Below are 17,274 nucleotides of genomic sequence, written 5' to 3' on the forward strand. Positions count from 1 at the left end.
GTCCTCCAGGGCCGAACGAGCGGAGCGCTCCGCCTACAGCGTGAGAGCCTGCTGCATGATCGCGGCCTGCTCGGCCGCGTGCACCTTCGGCGACCCGGTGGCGGTCGAAGCCGCCGACGCGCGGGAGACGCGGCTGATGGTGCGACCGTTGAGGCTCTTCACGACCTCGAGGGCGATGAAGGGCCAGGCGCCCTGGTTCTCTGGCTCGTCCTGGACCCACACCAGCTCGGCGTGGGGGTACGAGTCGATCACAGCGTTGAGCTCGTCGATCGGGGCCGGGTAGTACTGCTCCAGCCGCACCAGGGCGATCTCGGGGTTCGGGTTCTTGTCGAGCTCGGCGCGCAGATCCCAGTGGATCTTGCCGGCGTGAAGCAGTACGCGCTTGACGGCCGACTTGTCGATGCTCCGGTCGTCGTCGATCACCGGCTCGAACCGGCCGGTGAGGAAGTCCTCGACCGGGCTCGTCGCCCCGCGCAGACGCAGCATCGCCTTCGGGGTGAAGACGATCAGCGGGCGGCGCGGACGCGCGTACGCCTGGCGGCGCAGCAGGTGGAAGTACGACGCGGGGGTCGACGGGCGCGCGACGGTCATGTTGTCCTGCGCGCACATCTGCAGATATCGCTCGATGCGGGCAGACGAGTGGTCGGGTCCCTGACCCTCGTAGCCGTGGGGGAGCAGCAGCACGACGCTCGACTGCTGGCCCCACTTCTGGTCGGCCGCCGAGATGTACTCGTCGATGACCGACTGGGCGCCGTTGGCGAAGTCGCCGAACTGGGCCTCCCACAGCACGAGCGAGTCGGCGCGCTCGACCGAGTAGCCGTACTCGAATGCCATGGCCGCGTACTCGCTCAACAGCGAGTCGTAGACGTAGAAGCGGCCCTGGTCCTCGCTGAGGTTCGTGAGCGGGATCCACTCCTGACCGTTCGCGCGGTCGTGCAGCACCGCGTGGCGCTGCACGAAGGTGCCACGGCGCGAGTCCTGGCCGGCGAGGCGCACATTGGTCTTCTCGAGCAGCAGCGAGCCGAACGCGAGCAGTTCGCCGAAGCCCCAGTCGATCGAGCCGTTGCGGCTCATATCGAGGCGCTTGTCGAGAAGCTGCTGCAGCTTGGCGTGGACCGTGAAGCCGTTGGGCTTGTTCACGAAGGTGTCGCCGATGAGGGAGACGACCTCGCGCGAGACTCCCGTGGTCGCCGGCTCACCGGCGGCGGGCTGGGCACTCGCGTCGGGCACGAGGATGGGCGAGGAGCCCGTCTCGGCCGCGTGCGTCTCGGCGAACGCGATCTCGAGCCGGTTCTGGAAGTCCTGCTTCGCCTTGTCGTACTCTTCCTCGGTGATGTCGCCGCGACCGACGAGAGCCTCGGTGTAGAGGCGCCGCACCGAGCGCTTGGCCTCGATGAGGTTCGTCATCAGGGGCTGCGTCATCGACGGGTCGTCGCCCTCGTTGTGGCCGCGGCGGCGGTAGCAGACGAGGTCGACCACGACGTCGCGGTGGAACCGCTCGCGGTAGGCGAAGGCCAGCTGCGCGACGCGGGTCACGGCCTCGGGGTCGTCGCCGTTCACATGGAAGATCGGAGCCTGGATCGTCTTGGCGACGTCGGTCGCGTACACCGAGCTGCGTGCGTCGGTGGGAGTCGTCGTGAAGCCCACCTGGTTGTTCACGACCACGTGCACGGTGCCGCCGGTGCGGTAGCCGCGCAGCTGCGACATCTGCAGGGTCTCGACGACAACGCCCTGGCCGGAGAAGGCCGCGTCACCGTGGACGAGGATCGGCAGCCACGTGAAGGTGCCGATCGGCTTGCGGTCCTGCTTCGCGCGGACGATGCCCTCGAGCACGCCGTCGACCGTCTCGAGGTGCGACGGGTTCGCGGCGAGGTAGACGGGCAGCTCGGACTCGTTGTCGGCGGAGAACGTGCCCTCGGTTCCCAGGTGGTACTTGACGTCGCCCGAGCCGCTCTTCGACCCGATCGCGACAGACCCCTCGAACTCGCGGAACACCTGGCCGTAGGTCTTGCCGGCGATGTTCGTCAGCACGTTGAGGCGGCCGCGGTGCGCCATGCCGATCGCGGCGCCGTCGAGGCCCGCCTGGGCCGCGCCCTGAAGGATCTCGTCGAGCAGCGGGATCAGCGACTCGCCGCCCTCGAGGCTGAAGCGCTTCTGGCCGACGTACTTCGTCTGCAGGAAGGTCTCGAACGCCTCGGCCTGGTTGAGCTTGTCGAGGATGCGCAGCTGCTCGTCGTGGCCGGGCTTCTGGTATTTGACCTCGACGTTCTCCTGGAACCACGCGCGCTGCGTCGGGTCCTGGATGTGCATGTACTCGATGCCGATCGTGCGGCAGTACGAGTCGCGCAGCACTCCGAGGATGTCGCGCAGCTTCATCTGGCGCTTACCGCCGAAGCCGCCGGTGACGAACTCCCGGTCGAGGTCCCAGAACGTGAGGCCGTGCTGCTCGATCTCCAGGTCGGGGTGCGTGCGCTGCATGTACTGGAGCGGGTCGATGTCGGCCATGAGGTGACCGCGGACCCGGAACGAGTTGATGAGCTCCTGCACGCGCGCGGTCTTGTCGACGCGCTCGGCGAGGTCGACGTTGATGTCGGCCGCCCAGTGGATCGGCGCGTACGGGATGCGCAGCGCCGCGAAGATGTCCTCGTAGAAGCCGCGCTGGCCGATGAGCAGCTCGTGCACCTTCTTGAGGAACTCGCCCGACCCGGCGCCCTGGATGACGCGGTGGTCGTAGGTGCTCGTGAGCGTGATGGTCTTGCCGATCGCGAGCTCGTTGAGCGTCTTCTCGCTCGCGCCCTGGAACTCGGCGGGGTACTCGAGGGCGCCGGCGCCGACGATGCAGCCCTGACCCTTCATGAGGCGCGGCACCGAGTGGACGGTGCCGATGCCGCCGGGGTTGGTCAGCGAGATCGTGGTGCCCTGAAAGTCGGCTGCCGTCAGCTTGTTGCCCCGCGCGCGGGTGACCAGATCCTCGTACGTCGTGAGGTACTCGTTGAAGGTGAGCTGCTCGGCGCGCTTGATGCTCGGCACGAGCAGGGCGCGGGTGCCGTCGGGCTTCGGAAGGTCGATCGCGATGCCGAGGTTGATGTGCGCCGGGGCGACCAGCGATGGCTTGCCGTCGATCTCGGCGTAGAAGACGTTCTGGCTCGGGAACTCCTTGAGCGCCTGGATGATCGCCCATCCGATGAGGTGCGTGAAGCTCACCTTGCCGCCGCGGGTGCGCGACATGTGGTTGTTGATGACGATGCGGTTGTCGATCATCAGCTTCGCCGGCACGGTGCGGACGCTCGTCGCCGTGGGGACGGTCAGCGACTCGTCCATGTTGGCGGCGAGGGTCTTCGGCATGCCGCGCAGCGGCGTGACGACGTCGGCGTCGGCCTGGCCGTCGGCCGCCGAGGGCGAGGCCTTCGGCGCCTGCGCCGGGATCGGCTGAGGTGCTGCCGGGCGCGCGGTGGTGCGGGCCACCGGCTGTGCGCCGATCACCGGGATCGGCGCCGTCACCGGACGCGGCTCGGATGCCGCCGGCTGCGCCGGCGCCGGTGGCTCGGGCGCCGTGGGCGCTGCCTGGGTCGGTGCTGCTGCTCCCTCGGCGGGGTGGTAGGCCTCGAGAACGGGCCACCACGCCTTGTCGACGGAGTTCCGGTCGATCTTGAACTGTTCGTACAGCTCCTCGACGAGCCACTCGTTGGCTCCGAACTCTCCTTCGTTCGAAACCCCGACGCCCGTCACCTGGCTCGACACGCTGAATCGCCTGCTTTCATCGGTGAAGTTCTGGGATGCGCGCGGGGCACGAATCGCCCTCACCCACGACCGTCAAGCCTAGCCCAGTCTTCGCGAGCCGTTCCGGCTGCAGTCCGCGCGAAACCTGAAAGAACCCGCATGATTATCCGCACAGGAAGTGTCACTACCCTTGGCGGTCATGGAGTTCTACGGCGAAACCCCCGACGTCGACCTGACGTACTCTGACGTCTTCCTCGTCCCGCGTCGCTCGGCGATCACGAGCCGGCTCGATGTCGACCTCGCTCCCGGCGACGGCACGACGGCCACCCTCCCGCTCGTCTCGGCCAACATGAACTCGGTCACGGGCGCTCGGCTCGCTGCGACGCTGGCCCGTCGCGGGGGCCTCGGAGTCCTCCCGCAGGACATGCCGCTGCAGGAGCTGGACGCCGCCATCCGCTGGGTCAAGGCGCAGCCGGTCTCGTGGGACACCCCGCTCGTACTGCCGGCGGATGCGACCGTGGCCGACGCCGCGCGGCTCCTCCCCGCCACCGAGGGGCACGGCATCGTCGTCGCCGATGCGTCGTCGGGCCACGTCGACGCCGACGACATCCTCGGCATCGTTCCGGCGACCCGGCTCGGCACGGCCCTGCCCGACGCACGCCTGGGCGACCTCGCGCGCGGGCGCGCCGCATCCGTCGATGCCGACGACATCGAAAGCGCGCGCCACGCGTTCGACGTGATCGTCGCCGCCGAGGCGGAGACCGTGTGCGTGCTGCATCATGGGCACCTCGTCGGGACCCTCTCGCGTCGCAGCGCCCTGCGCTCGACGCTGTACCGCCCCGCCGTCGACGCGTCCGGCCGGCTGATCGTCGCAGCCGCGGTCGGCATCAACGGCGACGTCGCGTCGAAGGCGAAGGCGCTCGCCGGCGCGGGCGTCGACGTGCTCGTCGTCGACACCGCGCACGGTCACCAGGAGGGGATGCTCCGGGCGCTCCGCGCCGTCGCCGACCTCGACCTCGGCATCCCGATCGCGGCGGGCAACATCGTGAGCGCCGAAGGCGTGCACGACCTCGTCACCGCCGGCGCGACCATCCTCAAGGTCGGCGTCGGCCCCGGCGCCATGTGCACCACGCGCATGATGACGGCGGTCGGCCGCCCGCAGTTCTCCGCGGTGCTCGAGACCGCCGAGGCCGCCCGCATCATGGGTGCGCACGTGTGGGCCGACGGCGGCGTCCGCTACCCGCGCGACGTCGCGCTGGCGCTCGCGGCGGGTGCGGCATCGGTCATGATCGGCTCGTGGTTCGCGGGAACCATCGAGGCGCCCGGCGAGCTGCAGGTCGACGACGCCGGCCGCGCGTACAAGGAGTCGTGGGGCATGGCCTCGACGAAGGCCGTGCACGAGCGCTTCGGGCGACTGGACCCCTACGATCTCGCCCGCAAGGAGCTGTTCGCCGAGGGCATCTCGTCGTCGAGGATCTACCTCGACCCGCTCCGCCCCGGACTCGAGGACCTGCTCGACATGATCACATCGGGCGTGCGGTCCTCCTTCACCTACGCCGGTGCCTCGACGGTCGCCGAGTTCCACGACCGCGCCCGCGTCGGCCTGCAGTCGGCGGCCGGTTACGAAGAGGGTAAGGCGCTGCCGGTCAGCTGGTGAGCGAAGACGGATGCTGCGCCACCCGCGGCATCCGTTCCCCCTCAGGGGTTCCGCCCACCTCGCCGAGTCCGAGCGCCTCGCCGATGGCGTCGGTGGCCTCCGCGGTGCGCGCGATCAGGCCGAGGATCGAGAACACGGCCGCCCGCCGGGGACGATCGCGAGGACCGAGTAGCAGGTGAGTGCCGCCGCGATGTCGGTGCACTCGTCGGCTGAGAACTCGCGCGCCGTCTTCCGGAGGACGTACTTCCACGAGCGCTTCTCCATCTGGCGGGGCGTGTCGGGCTTGTCGGGGTGCTCCGGGCCCTGTGCGTTGCCGGGACCCGTCTGCCGGTCGGCGCTCGTGTCGGTCATGCCCCCCACCGCGGGCGCTCCGGCGGTCCGGCGCAGAGGGGTTGACAGCGCGGGTCCGACCGGATTCCGCGGGCCGCGGCATCCCTCATTCCCCGGAATCGCGCGCGAGCGCCTGTCGTAGACTGGTCGGCACGATGGACGACCCTCCTAGTTGCAGACAATCGCCCCACCGACCCTCCACCCCGATCAATGGGCCTGACCGCCGGTTGAAGCGAAGGGGGAGCGCGTGATGGATTACGTCATGTTGGGCGTGGGGCTTCTTCTGACAATAGGCACGGGCTTGTTCGTCGCGAGCGAGTTCGCGCTCGTGAACCTCGACCGGGCAGACCTCGAAGCCCGTCAGGCGGCGGGCGAGTCCCGTCTGTCGCTGACGATCAGCGCCCTGCGCATCACCTCGACGCACCTTTCCAGCGCGCAGCTGGGCATCACCCTGACGACCCTGCTCACCGGTTACACGATGGAGCCGGCGATCTCGAACCTGCTCGCTCCCGTGTTCGACGCGTGGGGCATCCCGAGCGGCGTCTCCAGGCCGCTGGCCGCCATCATCGGCATCTCGATCGCGACCGTCTTCTCGATGATCCTCGGCGAGCTCGTGCCCAAGAACTTCGCGCTGGCCGTGCCGCGGCAGACCGCCAAGCTCGTCATGCCGTTCCAGGTCGCCTTCACCACGGTGTTCCGCCCGGCGATCGTCGTGCTCAACGGCAGTGCGAACGGCGTGCTGCGTGCCGTCGGCATCGAGCCCAAGGAGGAGCTCTCCGGCGCCCGCACGGCCGAGGAGCTCTCGAGCCTTGTCCGCCGCTCGGCCAGCGCCGGCGTCCTCGAGGAGGACACCGCGTCGCTCCTGGACCGCAGCCTCACCTTCGCGCGGCTCTCGGCGGCCGACGTCATGACGCCGCGCCCGAGCATCCACGCACTCGCCGCCGATGATTCGGCCGAGGACGTCATCCAACTCGCCCGGCGCACCGGCCACAGCCGGTTCCCCGTGTACGGCGAAGACATGGACGACATCACCGGCATCGTGCACCTCAAGGCCGCCGTCGGCGTGCCGCGCGAGCGCCGGGCGGATGTCCCGGCTGCGGCGCTCGCGACCGAGCCGCTGCGCATCCCGGAGCCGGTCCATCTCGACGTACTCGTCTCCGAGCTGCGCGCCCGCGGCTACCAGATGGCCGTCGTGGTCGACGAGTACGGCGGCACCGCCGGGGTCGTCACGCTCGAGGACCTCGTCGAGGAGATCGTCGGCGAGGTGCTCGACGAGCACGACCGCCGTCGCGCGGGAATCGTGCGGGTCCAGGACGCCGTCATCTTCCCCGGTGAGCTGCGCCCCGACGAGGTGCGCGACCGCACCGGCATCCGCATCCCCGAGGGGGACGTCTACGACACCGTCGGCGGCTACATCATGAGCGTGCTCGAGCGCATCCCCGTGGTCGGCGACGCCCTCGAGATCGAGGACGGCACCATCGAGGTGCAGCGCATGGACGGCCGCCGCGTCGACCGAGTGAGGTTCAGGCCGACGCCGATGCCCCACGATGATGCGGCCGAGGGGGGTGATCGCCGATGAGCGACTGGGCCGGAATCGCCTGGCTGGTGGTGCTCCTCATCGCCAACGCCTTCTTCGTCGGTGCCGAGTTCGCCGTCATCTCGGCACGTCGCTCGCAGATCGAGCCCCTCGCCGAGAAGGGCTCGCGGTCGGCCAGGACCGCGCTGTACGCGATGGAGCACGCGACGCTCATGCTCGCGACGAGCCAGCTCGGGATCACGATCTGCTCGCTGCTGATCCTGAACGTCTCAGAGCCCGCGATCCACCACCTGCTGGCCGAGCCGCTGGGGCTCACCGGCTGGTCGGAAGCCGTCGTCGACGGCATCGCCTTCGCGGTCGCGCTGATCCTCGTGTCGTACCTGCACGTGGTGTTCGGCGAGATGGTTCCGAAGAACCTCGCCTTCTCGGTGCCTGACCGTGCGGTGCTCATGCTCGCGCCGCCGCTCGTGTGGGTGTCGAAGATCTTCCACCCGGTGATCGTGACGCTCAACTGGACCGCGAACCACATCGTGCGGCTGTTCCGCGTCGAGCCGAAGGACGAGGCCTCCTCGACCTTCACGCTCGAGGAGGTCGCGACCATCGTCAACCAGTCCCGCATCGAGGGCGTGCTCGACGACACGTCGGGAACGGTGGCCGCGGCCGTCGAGTTCACCGACAAGAAGGCCGCCGACGTCGCGGTGCCGCTGTCGCATCTCGTGACGCTCCCCGAGGTCACGACGCCCGACGAGATCGAACGTGCGGTCGCCAAGCACGGCTTCTCGCGCTACGTGATCGTCGACGAGGCGGGCCTCCCGCTCGGCTACGTCCACCTCAAGGACATCCTCCGTGCGGCGGAGGGACCGGATGCCGCGACCGACGTCGCGCTCCCGATCGCGACGAAGCGCATCCACCACATGGTGCCGGTGCTGGAGTCGACCGATCTGGAGGACGCGCTCGCCGTGATGCGCCGCGCCGGGCGCCACCTCGCGCAGGTGCGCAACGAGTCGGGGGAGATCACCGCGGTGCTGTTCCTCGAGGACATCATCGAGGAGCTCATCGGCGAGGTTCAGGACGCGACCCGCCGCCGCGGCTTCTGACGGAAGGAGATGAGCGGATGCCGCGGCCCGGGGCCGCGGCATCCGCTCATCTCTGTCCGGGTCTGTGAATCGGGGGTGGGGCGCGTCGCGAACGTTCGGGGCGCACGGCGCGCGCCCCGAACGTGCGGGCGGCGCCCCGAATCCGGGGGAACCTCTCCGGGTCAGAGGCGGGCGCGGAGATACTGGGCGGGCCAGTAGTCGATCTCGGCGCCGAGCTCGGACGCGGCGCGCAGGCCGTAGTGCGGGTCGCGCAGCCACTCGCGGCCGGCCATCACGGCGTCGGCGAGGTCTTCGGCGAGCACCCGCTCGGCGTGCGCCGCGTCGTCGATCATGCCCACGGCGTTCACCGGCACGCCGGCTTCTCGCCGCACCCGCGCCGCGAGCTCGACCTGGTACCCGGGCCCGCTCGTGAGCTTCTGGTGGGCGACGAGCCCGCCGCTGGAGATGTCGAAGAAGTCCGCGCCGCGCTCGGCCGCCCAGCCGGCGACGGTCGCGGTCTCGTCGGGATTCCAGCCGCCCTCTGCCCAATCCGTGGCCGAGAAGCGCACGATGACGGGAATGCCGGGGGCGGCATCGGCTACCGCGTCGAGCACCCGCAGCAGCAGGCGCGCGCGGTTCTCGAGCGAGCCGCCGTACTCGTCCTCGCGGAGGTTCGACAGCGGGGAGAGGAACTGGTGCAGCAGGTACCCGTGGGCGCCGTGCACCTCGAGCACCTGGAAGCCGGCCTGGACGGCACGGCGGGCGGCCGCCGCGAAGTCGTCGACGATGCGGTCGATGCCGGCGACGTCCAGCGCCAGGGGCTCGGTGTAGCCGTCGAAGGCGACCGCCGACGGGGCGACGGTGCTCCAGCCGCCCTCCCCGGCGGAGACGGATCCCCGGCTCCCCGAGAACGGCGACCATGTCGAGGCCTTTCGCCCCGCGTGCGCGAGCTGCACGCCGGCGACCGCGCCGCGGCTGCGGATCGCGGCGACGATCGGCGTCCACGCATCGCGCTGCGCGTCGTTCCACAGGCCGGTGTCCTCCGGCGAGATCCGCCCTTCGGGCGACACCGCCGTCGCCTCCGCGACGACCATCCCCGCACCGCCCGACGCGAACTGCGCCAGATGCGTGTGGTGCCACTCCTGCGGTACGCCATCGACGGCGCTGTACTGGCACATCGGGGAGACCCAGAGGCGGTTGCGCACCGTCACGTCGCGCAGGGTGAGGGGGGTGAAAAGGCGGCTCATCGGGTCTCCGGATCGGATGGGGTGCGCGGTACTGTGGCCGCATGGTGAGGACGTGGACGCGCGCCGATGCCGCTCGCGCCCTGCGGAGGCCAACCGCCGACGACGACAAGTATTCCCGAGGCGTGCTGGGCATGCGGACGGGCTCCGAGGCCTATCCGGGAGCCGCGGTCCTCGGTGTCGAGGCGGCCTGGCGCACAGGCCTCGGCATGGTGCGCTACCTCGGACCCGAACGTCCGACCGCTCTGGTGCTGGCACGACGGCCCGAGACGGTGTCGGCCGACGGGCGCGTGCAGGCATGGGTGATCGGATCGGGAACGGATGCCTCGGCCCGCACTCCGTCCGACACCGCGGCCCTGCGGGCCCTGCTGTCCGACACCGACCCCGTCGTCGTCGACGCGGGCGCCCTGGATCTCGCCGCCGAGGCCACGGCACCGCGCATCCTCACGCCGCACGACCGCGAGCACGCGCGGCTGCGCGCGGCGCTCGGCCTCGGGCACGCGCCGGCCGACCGCATCGACGCCGCCCGCGAGACCGCGGAGGCCACCGGAGCAGTGGTGCTTCTGAAGGGCGCGGTGACCGTCGTCGTCGCACCGGACGGCTGGGCGGCTACCGTCGGGGCGGGCACACCGTGGCTCGCCACCGCGGGCACCGGCGACGTGCTCGCCGGCGTCATCGGAGCCCTGGTCGCGGGTGCTCTCGCTCAGGACGGACACACGGATGCCGCCTCCCTCGCTGCGCTCGCCGCCTCGGGCGCGTGGCTGCACGGGCGGGCGGGTGCGATCGCCGCCGAGGGGGCGAGCATCGCGGGCGCGTCGAGCTCTCCGCCGTTCGGGGACGGGCCGATCACGGCGCTGGACGTCGCGGAGGCGCTGCCCCGCGCGGTCGCAGAGGTGCTCGCCCGCGCCTGAGCACGCACGACGCGCCCCGCGACGTACACAGCATCACGTCCCACCGCGTCCTGGGACGCTCGTCCGCGCTCCCTAGGATGAAAGGGTGTTGCGGCGGACGTGGGTGTGGATCGCGTTCGTCCTCGTCCACGCCGCGGTGATCTGGCTCGGGTTCGTGGACGACCACGCTGCGTCCTGGGACGTCGACCAGCTGTATCGCTGGTGGGCGGGCCTCACGCTCGGCGGCGATGCGTTCCCCGGCATCACCGAGGACTGGATCTATCCGCCGCTGGCGCAGTTGCCGATCCTGCTCGTCGGGGTGTTCCGCGGGGTCGTGGACTACACGCTCGGCTGGGGGCTGCTCGTGACGGCGCTGGACGCCGCCGCGTTCGCACTCCTGGTGGGCCCTGGCAGGTCGCGCGGCCGCATGCTCGCCGCGTGGTTCTGGCTGGCGGCGATCCTCGCGCTCGGCGGCGTGGGCATGTACCGGCTCGACGCGATGACGGTGCCGTTCGCAGTGGCCGGCTCCCTGTGGCTCGTCGGGCGCCCCTGGCTCGGCTCCGCGCTCCTCGCCGTCGCGACCTGGATCAAGGTGTGGCCGGCGGCACTGCTCGCGGCCGCCGTGATCGCCGTGCGCCGCCGGCTCGCGATCGTCGGGGCAGCGGCGGCCGTCTCGGCGGTCGTCGTCGCCGTCGTCCTGCTCGCCGGCGGTGGCCCGCACCTCCTCGGCTTCGTGGGCGACCAGACCTCACGCGGCCTGCAGATCGAAGCGCCGGTGAGCAGCGTCTACCTGCTGCTGGCCCTCGGCGAGGTGCCCGGTGCGCGGATCTTCTACGACCCTGACCTGATCACGTTCCAGATCACCGGCCCCTCGGTCGACATCGTCATCATGCTGATGACCCCGGTCCTCATGCTCGGGATGCTGGGGATCGCGGTGACCGGTGCCGTCAAGACCTGGAGAGGCGCGTCGTTCGTCGCGCTGTTCCCGCCGCTGGCGGCCGCGTTCGTACTCGGCTTCATCGTTCTCAACAAGGTGGGTTCGCCGCAGTACATGACGTGGCTGATTGCGCCGATCGTCATCGGCCTCGCGATCGATCGGCGCCGGTGGCTGGGTCCCGCCGGCCTCACCGTCGTGATCCTGGCCCTCACGCAGGCGATCTTCCCGTTCTGGTACGACTGGATCCTCGTGCTGACACCCGCGGCCGTGTGGCTGCTCGTGCTGCGCAACGCGACTCTGCTGGCGCTGTTCGTGTGGGTGGTGGTGCGCGTGGCGCGAGTGCCCGTGCGTCAGGCGGTGCCGCTGCGCGTGTCAGAGTAGACGTCGGGCCGCAGCTTCCGCCGCCCGTCGCTCCCCAGAGTCGGAGGTCCCCATGCTCGTCGCCTTCTCCGTGGCACCCAGCGGAACCGGCCGCGCCGACGGCTCGGTGCACGATGCCGTGGCGGCCGCCGTGAGCGTCGTGCGCGACAGCGGCCTGCCGCACCGCACGACGTCGATGTTCACCGAGATCGAGGGGGAGTGGGACGACGTCTTCGACGTCGTCAGGCGTGCGACCGACGCCGTCGCGCCCTACGGCTCGCGGGTCTCGCTCGTGCTCAAGGCCGACATCCGTCCCGGGTACTCCGGCGAGCTCGACGGAAAGATCGAGCGGCTCGAGGCCGCGATCGACCGCCGGGAGGGCGAGGCCGACGCCGACTGACCCGTCGCTCCCGCGGGCTGGTGGCGTTCCGCGTCCCCGTGCCGAATCGATTCGACAGGATGCTGCGGCCACCGCTAGCATGACGCCGTGACCTCCTCGAATCTCACGAGGGGGGCGGCGACGTGGGCGCTCCTTTCCCTCGCCGTCGGCAGCTTCGGTATCGGCATGACCGAGTTCGTCGTCATGGGCCTGCTCCCGAACATCGGCTCCGACCTGCTTCCGTCGCTCTGGCAGCTCCGCCAGGAGGACGCGATCTATCAGGCCGGCTGGCTCGTCTCGCTCTACGCGCTCGGCGTCGTGGTCGGCGCGCCGACGATCGCAGGCGCCGTCGCGAAGTACCCGCGCCACCGCGTGATGATCGGTCTGGCTCTCGCGCTCACCGTCTTCAACGCGCTCACCTTCCTGGCACCGACGTTCGAGTGGGTCGCGGCATCCCGCTTCTTCGCGGGGCTCCCGCACGGCGCGTACTTCGGTATCGGGGCGCTCGTCGCGGCGGACGTGCTCGGTCCGGGCAAGCGGGCGAAGGGCGTCGCGTTCGTGCTGACCGGCCTCACCGTCGCCAACGTCGTCGGCGTGCCGCTGGGCACGTATCTCGGCCAGCAGCTCGGATGGCGTGCGGCGTTCATGGTCGTGGCAGGGATCTTCGCGGCGGCGACCGTGCTGATCACGTTCTTCGTCCCCGAGCATCCGGGCGATCCGTCGCGCACGCTCCGCGCCGAGCTCAAGGTGTTCCGCATCGGGCAGGTGTGGCTGGCGCTGGGCGTCGGTGCGATCGGATTCGGTGGATTCTTCGCGGTGTACAGCTACGTCGCGCCGCTCGTGACGGAGGTCGCGGGCTCGCCGGAGTGGTCCGTGCCGATCGTGCTCGTGCTCATGGGCCTCGGCATGACGGTCGGCAACCTCGTCGGCGGGCATCTCGCCGACGTCGACCTCAAACGCACGCTGATCGGAGGACTCGTGGGACTCGCGGCAGTGCTCGCGATGCTCGCCATCACCGCGCAGTGGATCTGGGCGCTCGCGTTCTTCGTGTTCGCCGTCGGGTTCGTGGCGTCCGTCCTCAGCCCCACGATCCAGACGCGGCTGATGGACGTCGCCGAGGACAACCAGTCGATCGCTGCGGCGCTGAACCACTCGGCGCTCAACATCGGCAACAGCCTCGGCGCCTTCCTCGGCGGCGTCGTCATCGCCGCCGGCTGGGGATTCGGGGCACCGGCGTTGGTGGGCGTGGGACTCGCCCTCGCGGGGCTGGTGCTCGCGACGGCGAGCCTCATTCTCGAGCGGCGCGGGGTGCGCGTCGCGGTCTGAGCTGTCCGCCGGGACCGGTCCGCGCGATGGGTAGAGTGAGCGGATGCCGGAACCGACGCCGAACGCGGACCGTGCGCTGCAAGCGCTGAGCGACTCGATCGGCGGCGCGAGGACGCGCCGGCCCGAGGATGCCACCGACCCGGCCGTCCCCGTCGCCGCGACGGTCGTGCTGCTGCGCGACGGCGCCCACGGGCTCGAGGTGCTGATGATCGAACGGCCCGACCGCGGATCGTTCGCCGGCGCCTGGGTCTTTCCCGGCGGAAAGCTCGAAGACGCCGACCACGGCGCCGACGACGAGCCCGAAGAGACCGCCGCCCGCCGCGCCGGGGTGCGCGAGACGCACGAGGAGACCGGGCTCGCGCTCGACTCCGGTGCGCTCGTGACGCTGTCGTGCTGGGATCCACCGCCCGGCCTCGCGCTGCGGATCCGCACCTGGTTCTTCGTGACGCGCGCCGACGCAGGTGCGCTGACGCTGTCGGCCGACGAGGTTGTGACCGCCGAGTGGCTGCGGCCCGCCGACGCACTCGCGCGGCACGGTCACGGCGGTTTCACGCTGTATCCGCCTACCTGGGTGACGCTCCATGGCCTGGCCGATCACGCCGACGCGGAGTCGGTCGCCGGCGCGGCGCGCCTCGGCGGCGTACAGCGCTTCGAGACGGTCGCGCGTCGTGGCGGTGAGGGCCCGTTGCTGCTCTGGCAGGGCGACGACGAGTGGGAGGGCGACGCCGGGGGCGCAGCATCCGGTTCCCGTCATCGCCTGGAGATCGGCGCGCTGCCCTGGCGCTACCAGCGGACGGGTTGAGGACCACGGGCGTCAGGCCTGGAGGAGCCGGCGCACGTGGGCGCCGACCGCCGTCGTCTCGATGAGGAAGCCGTCGTGGCCGAAGTCGCTCGAGAGGACGACGGCGCGGTCGCCATCGAGGGTGTTGCGGATGCCGCGCGCGATACGGTGCTGCCCGTCGATGGGGAAGAGCCGGTCGCTGTCGATGCCGAGCACCAGGGCTTTGGCGGTGACGAGGGCGAGGGCGTCCTCGACGCCCCCACGGTCGCGGCCGACGTCGTGGGAGTTCATCGCCTCGACCAGCGTGATGTACGAGTTCGCGTCGAAGCGCCGCGTGAACTTGTTGCCGTGGAAGTCGAGGTACGACTCGACGGCGAAGCGCCCGCCGTGCCCGAGCGGGCTCACGCCAGACTGCCAGGTGCGCTGGAAGCGCTGGTTGAGCTCCGTGGGGGAGCGGTAGTTGAGCAGGGCCATGCGGCGCGCGAGAGCGAGCCCGCGGTTCGGGCCGTCACCGTCCCCGGCGTCATAGTACTCGCCGCCCTGGAAGCGCGGGTCGACGCGGATCGCCTCGAGCTGCACCGAGTTGAGGGCGACCTGGTCGGCCGTGTTGACGGGCGGCGACGACAGGATGCCCACGCGCTCCACGCGATCGGGGAGCATGATGGACCACTCGAGCGCGTGCATGCCGCCCATCGACCCGCCCACGACCGCTGCCCAGACGTCGATGCCGAGGGCGTCGGCCAGGCGCACCTGCGCGGCGACCTGGTCGCGGATCGTGAGGTACGGGAAGCGCGACGCCCACTCGTAGCCGTCGGGGCCGATCGACGCCGGGCCCGTCGACCCCTGGCATCCCCCCAGCATGTTCGGGGCCACGACGAACCAGCGGTCGGTGTCGATCGGCGCACCGGGACCGACGATATCGTCCCACCAGCCGGAGGTCGGGTGCCCCGCCCCCGCCGGCCCGCGCACGTGGCTGTCGCCGGTGAGCGCGTGCAGCACGAGCACGGCGTTGTCACGGGCGGAGTTGAGCTCGCCCCAGGTCTCGTACGCGAGGCGGTATGCCGGCAGCTCGCGGCCGCCCTCGGTGCGGAACGCCCCGAACGCGGCGAACTGGCGCTCGCCCAGCGGGTCGCCGTCGCGCCACGCACCAGTCGCCGGAGGGCGGCCCAGTAGCAGACGCGCGTCGGCCTCCGTCACGGGTGCGCTCGGCACCGTGTCTTCGGAGGTCTGCCAGTCCATTCGTCCATTCTCGCGTGCGCATGCGGGGTGGTGCCGTCTGTTACACCGCGCATGGCAGAATGCGCGCATGTCGACCGCTGAGCCCTTCATGCCCGCCCACGAGCCCCGCGCGGCGGTGCCGCCGCAGGAACATGACCTCGATCACGACACCGACGTCATCTTCGACGAGGCCGAGAGCGATGGCACCGAAGGCGATCAGCGGCCCTGGCACAGTGACGACGCCGCGCCGACGCTCCCACGTCCGGTTCCAGGCGCGCACCTCACCGCCGAGGAGCTGGCGGCCGACTTCGCGGACGAGCCCGACAGCGACCGGGAATGACGGATGCCGTGTGCCCGCACACAGCGCGGGCACACGGCATCCGTATCCCGAGGAAGGGATCAGGCGCGAGCTGCCTCCGACACCCGGCGAGCCGCGGCGAGCGCCTGCTCGAGGTCGGCCTTGAGGTCGTCGATGTTCTCGAGACCCACTGAGAGACGAACGAGACCCGGCGTGACACCCGTCGTGAGCTGCTGCTCGGGCGTGAGCTGCGAGTGCGTCGTCGACGCCGGGTGGATGACGAGCGAGCGCACGTCGCCGATATTGGCGAGGTGGCTGAAGAGCGCCAGCGAGTTGACGAACTCGCGGCCCGCCTCGACACCGCCCTTGAGCTCGAACGACAGCACCGCACCGACGCCCTTCGGGGCGTAGGTGTTCGCTGCGGCGTACCAGGGCGAGGTCGGCAGACCCGAGTAGTTGACCGAGGCGACGTCGGAGTGGTTCTCGAGCCACTCCGCGATCTCCTGAGCGTTCTGAACGTGACGCTCGACGCGCAGCGACAGGGTCTCGATGCCCTGGATGAGCAGCCATGCGCTGTTCGGCGAGATCGCCGATCCGAGGTCGCGCAGCAGCTGCACGCGCGCCTTGATGATGTAGGCGAGGCCATCGCCGACCGCCGCCGTGTACGACGCGCCGTGGTAGGAGGGGTCCGGAACGGTGAGGCCGGGGAACTTGTCGACGTTCTTCGACCACTCGAAGGTGCCGCCGTCGACGATCACGCCGCCGATGGTGGTGCCGTGGCCGCCGAGGAACTTCGTGGCCGAGTGGACGACGATGTCGGCGCCGTGCTCGAACGGCTTGATGAGGTACGGAGTCGCGATCGTGTTGTCGACGATGAGCGGCACGCCGTTCTCGTGGGCGACGTCGGCGACGCCGCGGATGTCGAGCACGTTGATCTTGGGGTTGCCGATGGTCTCGGCGAAGAACAGCTTCGTGTTCGGGCGGACGGCGCGGCGCCACTCCTCGAGGTCGTCCTGGTTCTCGACGAAGGTGACCTCGATGCCGAGCTTGGCGAGGGTGTACTTGAAGAGGTTGTACGTTCCGCCGTAGATGGAGCTCGACGACACGATGTGGTCGCCCGCCTCGGCGATGTTGAGCACCGCGAACGTGGCCGCAGCCTGGCCGCTCGCGAGCAGCAGGGCGCCGGTGCCCCCCTCGAGCGCGGCGAGGCGCTCCTCCACGACTGCCTGCGTCGGGTTCTGGATGCGAGTGTAGATGTTGCCGAACTCCGCGAGCGCGAAGAGGTTCGCCGCGTGGTCGGCGTTGTCGAAGACGTACGACGTGGTCTGGTAGATCGGCGTCGCGCGAGCCTTGGTCACCGGGTCGGGCTGAGCCCCCGAGTGGATCTGCTTGGTCTCGAAACGCCAGTTCTCGGGTGCGGACATGGCCTGCTCCTGCGGGATCGGATGCCGGGAGCGTGCCCCCCAGCCGAGTTCGACAGTACGGAGAACCCGGGGTTGTCAACAACGTCGGGGAAATGTG

At 70.6% G+C, this 17,274-nt stretch carries 15 protein-coding genes; 9 read left to right on the forward strand and 6 right to left on the reverse strand.

Annotation, left to right across the window (positions count from 1 at the left end; all coding sequences use genetic code 11):
- Positions 1–33: 33 nt before the first annotated feature.
- Positions 34–3,741 carry a multifunctional oxoglutarate decarboxylase/oxoglutarate dehydrogenase thiamine pyrophosphate-binding subunit/dihydrolipoyllysine-residue succinyltransferase subunit gene (locus tag MRBLWH3_RS09145; protein WP_363430834.1) on the reverse strand — a complete coding sequence of 1,236 codons (3,708 nt, stop codon included), beginning with the start codon at positions 3,739–3,741 and terminating at the stop codon, positions 34–36.
- A gap of 178 nt (positions 3,742–3,919) precedes the next feature.
- Between MRBLWH3_RS09145 and MRBLWH3_RS09150 the strand changes: the two genes are divergently transcribed.
- Positions 3,920–5,377: a GuaB1 family IMP dehydrogenase-related protein gene (locus tag MRBLWH3_RS09150; RefSeq protein ID WP_363430837.1), complete on the forward strand. Its 1,458-nt coding sequence runs from the start codon at positions 3,920–3,922 to the stop codon at positions 5,375–5,377.
- On the opposite strand, the gene MRBLWH3_RS09155 is transcribed toward MRBLWH3_RS09150, so the two are convergent.
- Together MRBLWH3_RS09155 and MRBLWH3_RS09160 are read right to left on the reverse strand one after the other, a co-directional pair.
- Positions 5,367–5,513: a hypothetical protein gene (locus MRBLWH3_RS09155; RefSeq protein ID WP_363430840.1), complete on the reverse strand. Its 147-nt coding sequence runs from the start codon at positions 5,511–5,513 to the stop codon at positions 5,367–5,369. The two genes, MRBLWH3_RS09150 and MRBLWH3_RS09155, sit on opposite strands and share 11 nt — an antisense overlap.
- The gene (locus MRBLWH3_RS09160; RefSeq protein ID WP_363430842.1) at positions 5,492–5,728 is read right to left on the reverse strand and encodes a hypothetical protein; all 237 of its coding nucleotides are present in this window, start codon (positions 5,726–5,728) and stop codon (positions 5,492–5,494) included. Before MRBLWH3_RS09160 ends, MRBLWH3_RS09155 begins: the two co-directional genes overlap by 22 nt.
- 229 nt (positions 5,729–5,957) lie before the next feature.
- Between MRBLWH3_RS09160 and MRBLWH3_RS09165 the strand changes: the two genes are divergently transcribed.
- Positions 5,958–7,286: a hemolysin family protein gene (locus tag MRBLWH3_RS09165; RefSeq protein ID WP_363435405.1), complete on the forward strand. Its 1,329-nt coding sequence runs from the start codon at positions 5,958–5,960 to the stop codon at positions 7,284–7,286.
- On the forward strand, positions 7,283–8,341 hold the full coding sequence (locus MRBLWH3_RS09170) for a hemolysin family protein (RefSeq protein ID WP_363430845.1): 1,059 nt from the start codon (positions 7,283–7,285) through the stop codon (positions 8,339–8,341). Before MRBLWH3_RS09165 ends, MRBLWH3_RS09170 begins: the two co-directional genes overlap by 4 nt.
- Positions 8,342–8,502: 161 nt before the next feature.
- Here MRBLWH3_RS09170 and MRBLWH3_RS09175 read toward each other — a convergent pair whose 3' ends face one another.
- Positions 8,503–9,567: an NADH:flavin oxidoreductase/NADH oxidase gene (locus MRBLWH3_RS09175; RefSeq protein ID WP_363430847.1), complete on the reverse strand. Its 1,065-nt coding sequence runs from the start codon at positions 9,565–9,567 to the stop codon at positions 8,503–8,505.
- Positions 9,568–9,608: 41 nt separating this feature from the next.
- Here MRBLWH3_RS09175 and MRBLWH3_RS09180 point away from each other — a divergent pair, with 41 nt between their 5' ends.
- The 5 genes from MRBLWH3_RS09180 (at position 9,609) to MRBLWH3_RS09200 (ending at position 14,258) form a co-directional block, all read left to right on the forward strand.
- A complete protein-coding gene (locus MRBLWH3_RS09180) occupies positions 9,609–10,475 on the forward strand; it encodes an ADP-dependent NAD(P)H-hydrate dehydratase (protein ID WP_363430850.1) in 867 nt (288 codons plus the stop codon).
- Positions 10,476–10,560: 85 nt separating this feature from the next.
- Positions 10,561–11,772, forward strand: coding sequence for a glycosyltransferase 87 family protein (locus MRBLWH3_RS09185; RefSeq protein WP_363430853.1), 1,212 nt, complete (start codon positions 10,561–10,563; stop codon positions 11,770–11,772).
- A 52-nt stretch (positions 11,773–11,824) separates the two neighbouring features.
- Complete coding sequence (locus MRBLWH3_RS09190) at positions 11,825–12,151, forward strand: thiamine-binding protein (RefSeq protein WP_363430856.1); 327 nt, start codon at positions 11,825–11,827, stop codon at positions 12,149–12,151.
- A gap of 87 nt (positions 12,152–12,238) precedes the next feature.
- Entirely contained in the window at positions 12,239–13,456 is a 1,218-nt protein-coding gene (locus MRBLWH3_RS09195) for an MFS transporter (protein ID WP_414685331.1), read from the forward strand.
- A 43-nt stretch (positions 13,457–13,499) separates the two neighbouring features.
- On the forward strand, positions 13,500–14,258 hold the full coding sequence (locus tag MRBLWH3_RS09200) for an NUDIX hydrolase (RefSeq protein ID WP_363430859.1): 759 nt from the start codon (positions 13,500–13,502) through the stop codon (positions 14,256–14,258).
- A 12-nt stretch (positions 14,259–14,270) separates the two neighbouring features.
- Here MRBLWH3_RS09200 and metX read toward each other — a convergent pair whose 3' ends face one another.
- Positions 14,271–15,476 (reverse strand): homoserine O-acetyltransferase MetX, encoded by a 1,206-nt coding sequence (gene metX, locus MRBLWH3_RS09205; RefSeq protein WP_363430863.1) that lies wholly within the window; start codon positions 15,474–15,476, stop codon positions 14,271–14,273.
- A gap of 67 nt (positions 15,477–15,543) precedes the next feature.
- Between metX and MRBLWH3_RS09210 the strand changes: the two genes are divergently transcribed.
- The gene (locus tag MRBLWH3_RS09210; protein WP_363430866.1) at positions 15,544–15,795 is read left to right on the forward strand and encodes a hypothetical protein; all 252 of its coding nucleotides are present in this window, start codon (positions 15,544–15,546) and stop codon (positions 15,793–15,795) included.
- Between the two features lie 59 nt (positions 15,796–15,854).
- Here MRBLWH3_RS09210 and MRBLWH3_RS09215 read toward each other — a convergent pair whose 3' ends face one another.
- Positions 15,855–17,177: a bifunctional o-acetylhomoserine/o-acetylserine sulfhydrylase gene (locus MRBLWH3_RS09215; protein WP_363430868.1), complete on the reverse strand. Its 1,323-nt coding sequence runs from the start codon at positions 17,175–17,177 to the stop codon at positions 15,855–15,857.
- Between the last annotated feature and the right edge of the window lie 97 nt (positions 17,178–17,274).

Source organism: Microbacterium sp. LWH3-1.2 (assembly GCF_040675855.1).
Taxonomy (GTDB): domain Bacteria; phylum Actinomycetota; class Actinomycetes; order Actinomycetales; family Microbacteriaceae; genus Microbacterium.